At 40.8% G+C, this 12,767-nt stretch carries 10 protein-coding genes; 5 read left to right on the top strand and 5 right to left on the bottom strand.

Translation table 11 applies throughout. The features are described 5' to 3' along the window. Positions 1-450 precede the first annotated feature (450 nt). Entirely contained in the window at positions 451-1,308 is an 858-nt protein-coding gene (locus IRQ78_RS18385) for a tetratricopeptide repeat protein (protein ID WP_194442879.1), read from the bottom strand. Between the two features lie 83 nt (positions 1,309-1,391). On the opposite strand from IRQ78_RS18385, the gene IRQ78_RS18390 reads away from it, so the two are divergent. Further along, the gene (locus IRQ78_RS18390; protein ID WP_138600420.1) at positions 1,392-2,705 is read left to right on the top strand and encodes a M20 metallopeptidase family protein; all 1,314 of its coding nucleotides are present in this window, start codon (positions 1,392-1,394) and stop codon (positions 2,703-2,705) included. Between the two features lies 1 nt (position 2,706). Here IRQ78_RS18390 and IRQ78_RS18395 read toward each other — a convergent pair whose 3' ends face one another. The 4 genes from IRQ78_RS18395 to pomA form a co-directional block, all read right to left on the bottom strand. Then, positions 2,707-4,617, bottom strand: a complete 1,911-nt coding sequence (locus IRQ78_RS18395; protein WP_194442880.1) for a DNA topoisomerase III — start codon at positions 4,615-4,617, stop codon at positions 2,707-2,709. Positions 4,618-4,683: 66 nt separating this feature from the next. After that, entirely contained in the window at positions 4,684-5,160 is a 477-nt protein-coding gene (locus IRQ78_RS18400) for a hypothetical protein (protein WP_138600416.1), read from the bottom strand. 130 nt (positions 5,161-5,290) lie between these two features. Next, positions 5,291-6,214, bottom strand: a complete 924-nt coding sequence (locus IRQ78_RS18405; RefSeq protein ID WP_054552563.1) for a flagellar motor protein MotB — start codon at positions 6,212-6,214, stop codon at positions 5,291-5,293. A gap of 3 nt (positions 6,215-6,217) precedes the next feature. Then, complete coding sequence (gene pomA / locus IRQ78_RS18410) at positions 6,218-6,985, bottom strand: flagellar motor protein PomA (protein ID WP_054552564.1); 768 nt, start codon at positions 6,983-6,985, stop codon at positions 6,218-6,220. Between the two features lie 272 nt (positions 6,986-7,257). On the opposite strand from pomA, the gene xseB reads away from it, so the two are divergent. From xseB to IRQ78_RS18430, 4 genes are all read left to right on the top strand, one after another. Beyond that, complete coding sequence (xseB, locus tag IRQ78_RS18415) at positions 7,258-7,500, top strand: exodeoxyribonuclease VII small subunit (protein WP_054552565.1); 243 nt, start codon at positions 7,258-7,260, stop codon at positions 7,498-7,500. A 4-nt stretch (positions 7,501-7,504) separates the two neighbouring features. Further along, on the top strand, positions 7,505-8,392 hold the full coding sequence (gene ispA / locus IRQ78_RS18420) for a (2E,6E)-farnesyl diphosphate synthase (protein ID WP_194442881.1): 888 nt from the start codon (positions 7,505-7,507) through the stop codon (positions 8,390-8,392). Between the two features lie 88 nt (positions 8,393-8,480). Beyond that, positions 8,481-10,343 (top strand): 1-deoxy-D-xylulose-5-phosphate synthase, encoded by a 1,863-nt coding sequence (gene dxs, locus IRQ78_RS18425; RefSeq protein ID WP_194442882.1) that lies wholly within the window; start codon positions 8,481-8,483, stop codon positions 10,341-10,343. Positions 10,344-10,628: 285 nt separating this feature from the next. Continuing rightward, complete coding sequence (locus IRQ78_RS18430; RefSeq protein ID WP_407681626.1) at positions 10,629-12,731, top strand: hypothetical protein; 2,103 nt, start codon at positions 10,629-10,631, stop codon at positions 12,729-12,731. The last annotated feature ends 36 nt before the right edge of the window (positions 12,732-12,767 follow it).

Raw genomic sequence — 12,767 nt, forward strand, 5'->3', positions numbered from 1 at the left:
GAACTCAATCTGTACGAGTGCCCACACAGATGATTGCTTTATATTGTTAAAGAACGTTGCGACGTTGTCGCTAGGGATGCGTATAATACATCCTTAATTTTTCGAGTCAACACTTAATTTTAAACTTTCTTTTTAGACCGTTTTAAACTGAAGTTTTACTTAACTCTCTGTCACTTTGTTCAGCGCTTTTCATTGCTGCCCGCTGTGTCAGTGGATGCGCATTATAGGGATGCGAAGAATTAACGCAAGCACTTTTTGTAGAAAACTACTAAAAACTTACCTTTCGCGCAAAAAACAAGCTAAAGGCAGTAAAAAACACAGTTTACTGTACAAAATACAGCCAACTTTTCTCGAGAGGATCTTAAGTATTATCGAAATTAGGTAATACGCAAGTTTTTAAATAAAAAAAGAGCCACAATCTTAGTGGCGCTTTTATCAATCAACTCTTAATTAGTACAAGATACTATATAACTTACGACGATACTTAGATGCCAAGGCATCGCCATCAGGTAAAGAAGCGATAATTTCTAGATAGGTTGGTTTTGCATCTGCGTAGTTAAGATCTTTTTTAAGTACATTAAATAACATCTCTAGTGCTTCTTCTTTACGACCCGCTCTATTAAGAGCATTACTTAGTTCTACTTTTATCTCTAAATCATTTGGGTATTTTTCAACTTTATCCTGCAGTACTTTTATCTCTGGCGAATCTGTTGCAGCTAATGCTTGCTCACATTTTGCTTGAATATTTGTGAAATACGCATCACGTTCGTTTTCTGCAACCGAATCTAATAATGCTTGTGCATCTTCTAATTTATGAATTTGAATACAGATATCAGCTAAAACTAACTTTACACGTGTGTGATTTGGATCAAGCTCATAAGCCTGCTTTGCATAGTTAAAGGCATTATTTAGATCTTGATTAATTAACGCTTGCTTAGCTTGCTCTAATAATAACTCATGTTGAGCTGGTAAATGTTTAGCTAGCGCATCGCGAATTTGCTGTTCTGTTTGAGCACCCGGTAACATATCGACAGGTGCTGAATCTTTTAACATCACAAGCGTTGGTAATGCTTGTAAACCAATTTGCTGCGCAAGTTGCCCTGCAAGAGCTTGCTCAACATCGCAATCTAATGTCGCTACTAATAAATGCTCACCATACTCATTTGCTATTTTCTCTAAAATTACAGCTTGCTGATGGCATTCTGGGTTTTGCGCAGAGTAAAAAGTAAGTAGCACTAGCTTTTCAGCTGACGTTTCACCCAATGCTTGCTGCAAATTTTGTGGGGTAAGGTTTATCATATTATTCATTTGATTGATTGCACTATATAAGTATTTAGGTTTTTATATAGTGACAAACATAACAATTACAAGCCCCACGGGTCGAGGTCATTATGAAATTATCTGCTATTTCTGCAGCTTTATTACTTCTTAGTCCATTCGCACAAGCAACAACGCTCGATTTAAACCTTCAAAAGACTATGCCTGAAATTGAAAAGCTCTATTTAGACTTACATCAATCTCCTGAGCTGTCTTACCATGAAAAAGAAACGGGCCAAAAGCTTGCAAAGCAATTAAAACAACTGGGCTTTACTGTTACAGATAATGTAGGTGGTTATGGCGTTGTTGGTATTTATGAAAACGGTGATGGCCCTACAGTAATGATCCGCACTGATACTGATGGACTACCAATTGTTGAGCAAACTGGAAAACCTTACGCTTCTAAAGTGACTGTAACAAATGATGCTGGTGCAACCGTTGGCGTAATGCATGGTTGTGGTCATGATATTCACATGAGCTCATTTATTGGCACAGCACAACAGTTAATGACACATAAAGATCAGTGGCAAGGTACGTTAATGATGGTCGCACAACCTGCAGAGGAAGTTGGCGGTGGTGCAAAAGCAATGCTTAAAGAAGGGCTTTTCACTAAGTACCCTACTCCAGATCATGTTATTGGTTTGCATGTAAGTGCAAGTGTTCCTGCTGGTAAAGTTAGCATGAAAACTGAATATACAATGGCAAGTGTTGACTCTGTTGATATTACAGTAAAGGGCAAAGGCGGTCACGGTGCCTACCCACACACAACAATAGACCCAGTTGTGATTGCTTCACGTATTGTATTGGCACTGCAAACTATTACTAGTCGCGAATTGTCACCACTCGAGCCGTCAGTGATCACCGTTGGCTCAATTCATGGAGGCTCTAAACACAATGTCATTTCAGATGAAGTAAAACTACAACTTACATTGCGTAGCTATAACCCTGAAGTTCGTTTACAACAAATCGCGGCAATTAAACGAATTACTAAAGGCATCGCATTAAGTGCTGGGCTTGACGAAAGCTTAGCACCAGAAGTCTATGTGCATGAAGATGAGTCAATTCCTTCAACTTATAACAATCCTGCACAAACCAATGTAGTGCGTTCAGCAATTGCTAACGCTATTGGTGAAGACAATGTACTTGAAACTGAAGCAGTCATGGCCGGTGAAGACTTTGGCCTTTATGGCCGTACAGAACAAAATGTGCCGATTACTTTGTTTTGGTTAGGCGGTGTTGAACCGAGTCAATATGACTCAGCAATGCAATCTGGCGCAACATTACCTTCTTTACACTCAAGTAAGTTTGCACCTGATTACAAAAAAGCACTTCCTACTGGAATTACAGCAATGAGTAACGCCGCGGTTGCCCTATTCAACAAAAAGTAGTTTAGGCTGACTTAGCTCTGGGCTTAGCCTTCCTTTTAAAACGTCGCTTTTGCGGCGTTTTTGGTAACTGGGCAAAGACTTGGCTATCGCATTGCTTGGCCTGCTCAACTAAAGCATGTAACTCTTCCAACAATGGTGTTAAAAATTGCTGATAACTCATATGCTGTTCAGCGATATTACCTAACGACGCTTCCCACTTAGCGGTTAAGTCAGGGCTCGCAAGCTGTTCTGGTAATGTACTTATGAGTGCTTTACCTGTTGCGGTAGCCAGAATGTTTTTACCCTGCCGCTCTAAAAAACGGCGTTTAAATAAAAGCTCAAGAATACCGGCTCGCGTAGCTTCAGTACCAAGACCATCTGTTTCCTTAAGGATCTTTTTAATTTCTGGGTCTTTCACATACCGACTGATGCCTGTCATGGCACTTAATAAGGTCGCATCAGTAAAATGCGCTGGCGGTGTCGTCATTTTGTCTACTACTTCACCTTGATTGCAATGCAGCTGTTGACCTTTTTCAAGTGGTGGTAAGGTTTGCTCATCTTTTAACTCTGTTTTGCCCATTAATATTTTAAAGCCTAAGCTAACATCTTGCTTAGCTGCTGCTTTAAAAAGCCCACCCGCAATTTCAACCGTTATTTTGGTTTCGTTAAATAGATAGTCTGGATAAAATTGGATTAAATAATGACGACAGATCAAGCGATAGATTTTTTGTTCATCACTATTTAAAGACGCTGAGCGAAGTTGTTTTTCGGTAGGAACAATAGCGTGGTGAGCTGCCACTTTGCTGTCATTAAAACATTTACTCCGCTTACTGCTATCAGCTTGCTTACAAGCTTCAATTGCTTGACCTTCATTATTAGCGATGGCGGCAATAATACTCGCGGCATCTTTATGATGAGCTTTTGGTAAATAACGATTATCTGAACGAGGGTACGTAATTAACTTATGACGCTCATACAAGTTTTGACAGGTATCTAGCACTTTTTGTGCAGGCATTGAAAACGCCTTTGCCGCATCAATCTGTAAAGCGGATAAATTATAAGGTAGCGGTGCCTGTTGTTTTTTTTGCTTTTGCTCAAGCTCAACCACTTTAGCTGGTTGATTAGTTATGCGTGACACAACATTTTCAGCAAGCCCCCTATGCAATACTCGCCCTTCTTCATCTTGATAAGGTTCACATGCTTTACTTGGTTGCCACTTTGCAGCAAATGTTTGCTGCTGCTGAGTTTCAAGGTGAGCTAATACTTCATAAAAAGGTTTCGCTACAAAGTGAGTGATTTCATTATCACGATTAACGACTAAACCTAAAATAGGCGTTTGAACACGCCCAACAGATAGCACATTGCCAAATCCAGCTTTTTGCCCAGCAAGCGTATAGGCTCGAGTTAAATTCATGCCAAATAACCAATCGGCACGTGATCGAGCTAAGGCAGACACACTCAAAGGAATAAAATCGCGGTTCGATTTCAAATTATTTAGTGCTTTTTTAACTGCACTTAAGTTTAAGTCGCTGATCAAGAGTCGTTGAATTTGCTGTTTTTTGGCTTGGCTAAGTTTAACCTGTTCGATCACTTCATCAACCAATAGCTGGCCTTCCCTATCAGGGTCGCCGGCATGAATTATTGTACTTGCCTGCTTAATGAGCTTTTTTAGTACAGTAAGTTGTTTGCGTGTTTTTGCTTTAGGTTTTAATTGCCATTGTTCTGGCACGATAGGTAAATGCTCAAATCGCCATTTTTTAAAACTTGCATCGTAATCATCGGGCTCTGCTTGCTCAAGTAAATGACCAATACACCAAGAGACACAATCTCCATTACCAAGCTCTATATAACCATCATGTTTTTTTTGTGGTTTTGGTAGAGCATCTGCAATGGCTCGTGCCAAGGATGGTTTTTCGGCAATGTAAAGTTTCATAACGCAACACTAAATACTGTTTTTATAAACAGTAGTCTAGCACAGGATTTTTAACGAAGAAACGCCTTAAGCTTGCTGGCTTCGTCGAGTAAAAAGATAGATAAGTGGTAGGTAACATACGACCACAGTACCAATATTGATTAGCGGTAGCAGGGTCTTATACATGTAAGTGCTGTAAGACAAATCCCAAAGGTGGCGGTCAACTAAACGGAACAATTGCAAAATAGGCGCCATTATCACAACCAACTGCCCTAAAACACTTTGCCATAAGTAGACTTTATCTTTAATACCTAAGTAAGCAATGATTGCCATCCAAGCAATATCATTAAAAGCCCAAACGACATAGCGCCAAATATAAATGTCATCAAATTCACGTAAGCCGCTATGAATTAAGGTACCGTATAAAAAGAAACATGCAGTTATAACGGTAAAGTGGAATGCCTGCCAATCTTTGCGGAGGTAGAAAACGAAAATAGCAGGGCTCAGAATGAACACCCAGCTATTATTCAAAATTGAGATGGTATATACAAACCAATCAGGCAAAATTAACTAACCTTAATCTGTTTTACCATCATCGTCGCCACTACCATTACCAGGCATGTAGCTATATTTATCAACTTTTTTCATTTTTATTCTCTATTACATTTGTTAATGAGGCTTAACTTTAATTGATTTACTGCCTTACATCAATAGGTTCAGATTCGTGTGCTTTACCTTGCATAATAGAGATTTCAACACGGCGATTTCGCTTGCGATCTTCGTCGGTTACATTCGGTACTAGAGGCCTGGTTTCTGCGTGGCCGACCACCATCATACGGGACTTATCAAACCCTGGTGCTTTTTCCATTTCACTGGCAACTGCCACCGCACGCTTTGATGATAAATCCCAGTTATTGGTATAAAGCTCATTCGATACTTGGAAGTCATCAGTGTGCCCAGACACGGTTATTTCACCCGGCACATCTTTTAACAGCGTAGCAATATCACGAATGATAGGTTTAAACTTTGGCTGTAAAAAAGCACTACCCGATGGGAATGAACCATTCTCACGAATGCGAATAATAATTTGCTGGCCTAATGACTCAAGCTCAATTGCCCCATCCATAATTTGCTGTTCTAGTTGCTGGGCAATTTTCTTCACAAGTTCATTTGTTTGTTCTTGATCAGCCGCAGAAATTGACTGTTCTAAAGCTTGTTGCTGAGCCGTACTTTGCGATTCACCACCACGTTTATTACCGCGCTGTTCTTGTCGACCACCGGCGGAGCTTTCGTCGCCAGCCTGAAACTCAAGCATTTGTTGTGTCATCTCAACGGTTTGTTGCTGAATCGTTTCAATAGGTGTTGGCTCAGGTTTGCCTGGAGTAAACTCCATGGCAATAACAGAGGTTCCTTTTGGAATATCTTTTACTTCAATTTTATTTTGTACACCAAAAGCAAACTTCATAGAGCCAGCAATTTGCTTAAACTTCAGCACGTCCATTTCAGAGAAAGCAAGCAAGAGTACAAAGAAGCACATTAATAATGACATTAAATCCGCGAAGGTACCCATCCATGCAGGCAAGCCTGGTGGAGGACATTTGCACTCTTCATCTGACATGCTCTACTCCTCGGTATCAACTTTACGTTTTGATTCGGCTAAGTAGTTTTTCAAAATACCTTCAATTACTTTCGGGTTCTGACCGTCTTGAATACCTAGCACCGCGTCAAGAATTAAGCGTTGATTGAGGGCTTCTTCGTCTTTACGCAGTTCTAGTTTTACCTGAATTGGAATTGCGACAACGTTTGCTAAGAAAGCACCATAGAGAGTTGTTAAAAGGGCAACTGCCATTGCTGGGCCGATTGCTTTTGGGTCATCCATGTTTGATAACATAGCAACCAGACCGATTAGCGTACCGATCATACCCATTGCAGGAGCAATATCGGCAAGTGATTTGAATAAACCAGCACCGAGTTCATGACGGTTAGCAGTAAGAGAAATATCTTTTTGCAGCGTGGCGCGAACGACATCAGCATCATGACCATCCACTAACATATCGACCCCTTTACGCATAAAACCGTTGGGGATTTCAGCTTCTTCTAATGCTAAGAAGCCACCTTTACGTGCTGAATCAGCTAATTCTACTGCTTTTTCAATTAATTCTTCCGGAGATTCGATTTTGAACATAAAAGCTTTTGCTGCCACTTTACCTATGCCCAAAAATTGCCCCATGGTGAAATTTGATAATACAATAAAAATCGAACCACCAAATACAATGACCACCGAAGGCGTGTTGTAAAACATTGCAACTTGGCCATCACTACTTAACACCATCGACATAGCAATTAAGCCTATGGCACCAAGAATACCTATTATGGTTGCTAAATCCACATACCCCTCCAGAGGAACAATTACACGATACACTCAAGTATCAAATTTTTATTATTAACTGCTTATCGGCAAGCAGTTGAAATACTTAAATCATTAAATGAATTAATTTTATTTTAATGTAAGATTTTTAAGCTACAAGTTTAAGCTGTATTTAAAATCGTAAAAATAGCATACTAAAAATGAATTATGCGTAAAAAAACACATCATTCTTTGACCTAGTTTAGCATTCCCCCTAAAATTGGCCTCACTTTCTAACAGCTACCGAGGCCACAATGGCAACAAAGAAACCAGAAAACTTAAGCTTTGAAGAAGCACTGGATGAATTATCTCAAATTGTTGCACAAATGGAGCAAGGTGAATTGTCACTGGAACAATCACTAAAACAATTTGAACGCGGCATTGCGCTAGCAAACGCTTCGTCTGGTAAGTTACAACAAGCCGAACAAAAAGTTGCCATTTTAATGGGTAACGATAGCCAAGCGCCTCTTAGCAATTTTGATTCAAACTTGGACTAATTAAGTGCAATTAAAAGAACAATTACAACGCGCTCGTGAAGACGTTGAAGCACATTTAAATCGCTATTTTGAACAGCCACTTAATACCGGAAAAAACATCAAAGAAGCCACCCACTACGGTGTTCTAAATGGTGGTAAACGCTTACGTCCTTACCTTGTATATGCAACGGGCCGGATGATGGGCGCGGACAAGGCCGATCTTGATATCCTTGCCGCCGCTATTGAGTGTATTCATAGCTATTCTTTAGTTCATGATGACTTACCAGCAATGGATGATGATGACTTAAGACGTGGCCGCCCTACCTGTCATATTGTCTATGGCGAAGCACAAGCCATACTCGCAGGTGATGCCTTACAAACACTGGCATTTGATTTAATTGCCAATCATCAATTTGCTGTTTCTGCGAGCCAACAAGTAAAAATGATTGCCTCATTAAGCAAAGCCTCAGGTATTGAAGGTATGGTAGGTGGGCAAGCACTGGATATTGAAGCGACCGATAAAGAAATTACAGTTGCTCAGCTAGAGCGCATTCACCAGCTAAAAACGGGTGCCTTGCTTAATTGTGCAATTACACTCGGTGCATTGAGTGCAAAAAGCTGTGATGAACATACACTCGCGCAATTAAACCTATTCGGTCAAGCAATTGGGCTGGCCTTTCAGGTACAAGACGATATCCTTGATGTAGAAGCTGATACTGAAACATTAGGTAAGCCACAGGGTTCCGATGTTGCTGCAAACAAAGCAACCTACCCTGCTTTATTAGGGATGGCAGGCGCAAAGCAAAAAGCACAAGATTTGCTGGCTCAAGCCCATCAAGCTCTTGAGGCTATTGATTACGACACCAGCGAATTGGCGAGTCTTGCAAGCTATATTGTTGAACGCAATTATTAATACCTAAAAAGAAAGACAAAATAACTAAAAAATCGGAGCGGCAATGGGCTATAATGCACTCTGGTTAGCGAAGGATGTATAAAAAATCATGACACTTGATAGTAGCAAGTATCCATTATTAAGTTTGGTTGACGAACCAGCACAACTGCGTGATTTAGCGCAAGACAAGTTACCTGCGTTTAGTAAAGAGTTACGCGAATACCTACTTAACTCAGTTTCGCAAAGTAGTGGTCATCTAGCATCAGGTTTAGGCACTGTTGAGTTAACAGTTGCACTGCATTATGTTTATAACACTCCTGAAGATCGTTTAGTTTGGGATGTGGGTCATCAAGCATACCCGCATAAAATCTTAACGGGTCGTCGTGACCAAATGCATACTATTCGTCAAAAAGACGGTTTGCACCCATTCCCATTCCGTGAAGAAAGCCCATACGATACTTTCAGTGTTGGTCATTCGAGCACCTCAATTTCAGCAGCCTTAGGTATGGCCATTGCTGCAGAAAAAGAAGGTAAAGATCGTAAAACCGTTGCTGTTATTGGCGATGGTGCGATCACTGCTGGTATGGCATTTGAAGCAATGAATCACATGGGTGATGTTAATCCTAACGTGTTAATTATCTTAAACGACAATGAAATGTCGATTTCAGAAAACGTGGGGGCACTCAATAACCACTTTGCCCGAATTTTATCTGGTAGCTTCTACACCAATATTCGTGAAGGCAGTAAAAAGCTCCTTTCTGGTTTACCGCCTGTGAAAGAACTTGCTAGCCGCATGGAAGAGCACCTAAAAGGAATGGTCATTCCGGGTACGTTCTTTGAAGAGTTAGGCCTAAATTACATCGGCCCAATCGATGGTCATGATGTAAATATGTTGGTTGATACCTTACGTAATATGCGTAACCTTAAAGGCCCACAGTTACTACATATTAAAACGCAAAAAGGTAAAGGTTATAAGCCTGCTGAAGCGGATCCAATTGGCTACCACGGCGTACCAAAATTTGATCCGAGCATGTCGAAATTACCAAAATCAAAACCGGGTGCTGCCACATTCTCAAATGTGTTTGGTGACTGGTTATGCGATATGGCAGCCCAAGACGACAAGCTAATGGCAATTACCCCTGCGATGCGTGAAGGTTCAGGCATGGTGCGTTTTTCAAAAGAGTATCCTGCGCAATACTTTGATGTGGCGATTGCTGAACAACATGCTGTAACGCTTGCAGCAGGCCTCGCTTGTGAAGGGTTGAAGCCTGTTGTTGCTATTTATTCAAGCTTTTTACAACGCGCTTACGATCAACTTATCCACGATGTAGCATTACAAAACTTACCTGTTTTATTCGCTATTGACCGTGCAGGTATTGTTGGTGCTGATGGTGAAACTCACCAAGGCGCCTATGACTTAAGTTTTATGCGCTGTATTCCTAATATGATTATTATGGCGCCAAGCGACACGAACGAGTGCCGCCAAATGCTTTACACTGGCTACCAATGCAATCAACCTGTTGCTGTTCGTTACCCACGTGGTAGTGCCGGCAATTGTGATGTTGAATCAACAATGAGTGCGATTGAAATCGGTAAAGCGCGTAGTATCAAACAAGGTAGTAAAGTGGCCATCTTGTCGTTCGGTACGCTGCTAGAGAGCGCCAAAGTAGCCGCAGATGAGCTTAATGCAACAGTGATTGATATGCGCTTTATCAAACCACTTGATACTGAAGCTATTAATGAGCTAATTAGTAGCCATGATGTCATTGTTACTTTAGAAGACAATGCCATTGCAGGCGGTGCGGGTTCTGCTGTGAATGAATATTTGGCTGCAATCAAAGCCGATGTGACTATCTTAAATTTAGGTATTCCAGATGAGTTCATTAAGCATGGCACACAAGATGAAATGCACGCTGAGATGGGCCTAGATGCCAATGGCATCTTAACTCGCATTAAAGAGTTCATGGCTTAAAAACTATACGCAATTCATTAAAAAGGAGTCTCATGGCTCCTTTTTTATTATTTAAAACCATACACATAAAAAATAACTTACCTATTTTCTATTTTCTTGCATCCAATATCTTTAGCTAGCCGTTTATTCATTGAGGTTAACTCGTGAGCACGTATTTTGTCGTTAAACAATACAGGTTGTTTGTTCACATTTGATGGAATATTTAAAAGGTATAGACAAATGAATACGATTAAAAGTAAAGCTATTAAAGATCAACAACTCGCTAATTCAAAACTATCTAAGGTCATGTTTTCTGCCATTGCTCTTGCTGTAATGCTGGGTATTACAGGGTGTGATGGAGATGATGGTAAAGATGGTGCTATGGGAGCTCAAGGTGCAGCAGGGCAAGACGGTACTAATGGTGTCGATGGCCAAAATGGCGCTGACGGTCAAAATGGCGCTGATGGTATGAATGGTAACGATGGCGCTCCTGGCTTCGCATCAGCAACATTTATATTAGCGAACAATGGCTCTGATAATGCGGGCACTATCAACCTCATTGATCAAAATGCCGCTAAACTCACAACATTTAATACTGGTGCTAATGAAGGTGTTGTTTTCGATAGCTTAGGTAATTTAGTGCAAGCTGCTGATTCAGGAAATGGAGCACTAAGTACCGTATGCCAAGTGTTAAGCCGTGCAGATGGCATGTACACCAATAATATTGATCGTACATTAACTGGCACAAACACCACACTTGTAAATCCGAAGGGCATACATATCTCTAATAAATATGGTCTTGTTTTTATTGCTGATTTTAATGCTATGCAAGTAACTGTATTTGGTAAAGAAGCTGCAGGTGATGTAGCACCATTAGCAACAACGGTAACCGATGCAACACCATGGGATCTTACGTACGATGAAAATAATGATCGTCTTTACGTCGCACTAACTAATGGTGATGTTGCTGTTTACGACAGTTATGTAATGGGTGGTTTTGCTGCAACACCAACTCGAACCATTACACCAAGTGATGAAACTGGTACAAAAATTTCAGTCAATATTCATGGTATTGCTTTAGATATGACTAGTAACAAGCTTGTGCTGTCTGATGTAGGTAGTGCATCTGATGCAACAGATGGTGCACTCTTTGTCATTTCAAATGCTGCTCAAGCAGATGGTATGGTAGCGGTTGACCGTCATATAGCAGGCCCAATGTCTATGCTCGGTAACCCTGTGGATATAAGTCTTACTGGCAGCGACTTGCGTGTGGCTGAAAAATCAAATGATGCAGTTTTAGTATTTAGTAATATATTTGCAGGCGAAAGTGGTGATGTATCACCAGATCTCATCACGCCAACAACAAAACCTGAATCAATAACAGAAACCGTTATGCATAATAATATGCAAGATAGCTCTGATAGTATTATGGTTAACATGCCCCTGCTCGGTGTAGCTGTAAGTAGTAACCCAGGAACAGTAGGTCCAACAACAGGTCAAATTAGTCGTTTAAACGCACCTTTAACAGCCGAACTGGCAACGTATAATGCAAATCAAACAATTGAAAGTGTGGCTTTTGATAAGTCTGGCACTAGCTACGCAACATTTGATGATGCAGTTACATCGATGGGTGGTATCGTTATTTCAAACAAGGTTGCAACACAGCGTAACGGCGAAAGTTACGCAACCAACCAAGATAGAACAATCATGGGAGCAAGTACTGGTATTATCTCACCAAAAGGTATTGATATAGCTTCAGATACAGGCATGATTTTTGTTGCTGAATTTAATGCAACAACGCCTGGTGTTCTCATTTTCTCTAGCTGCGCAACAGGTGATGTAAGCCCATTAATGACCCTAACACCCAGTGCTAGTGCACGCCCTTGGGATGTAGACTATGATCCATCAACTGACAGGGCATTTGTTGCACTTACCAATGGCACAATTGCTGTTTTTGATGAAGTGAAAAGCAAGTGGATGTCAGGTATGACAACCATTACAGGTGAAGATCGTTTAATTACCCCTGCATCGGGCGGCACTGCATTTGCTGCACCAACCAATATTCATGGTATTGATTACGACCCATTAAGTGACTCACTAATAGTTTCTGATGTTGGCTCTGCAGCCGATGCCACCGACGGGAAAATTTATGTGATTAATAGTGCCGCTATGGCCAGTGGTTTAACCAATGTAAGTGTAAATATCGCAGGTCCTGCAAGCCAATTAGGTAACCCTGTCGATATTATGTATACGGGTAATGATTTATATGTTGCCGAAAAATCAAATGGCCTAGTTATGCGCTTTGATAATATTTTAAATAGCCCTAGCGGTGACATTGCAGCAACGGTGAGCTACTCCTTTACCGCCCCAGAGTCTGTGGCTGTTTTACCAGCTTGGCTTAAACACTAACCATCAAAAGGTGTTTAGGTAACGAACGCCTCTGTT

This window comes from Pseudoalteromonas simplex (assembly GCF_015278155.1).
Lineage (GTDB): Bacteria > Pseudomonadota > Gammaproteobacteria > Enterobacterales > Alteromonadaceae > Pseudoalteromonas > Pseudoalteromonas simplex.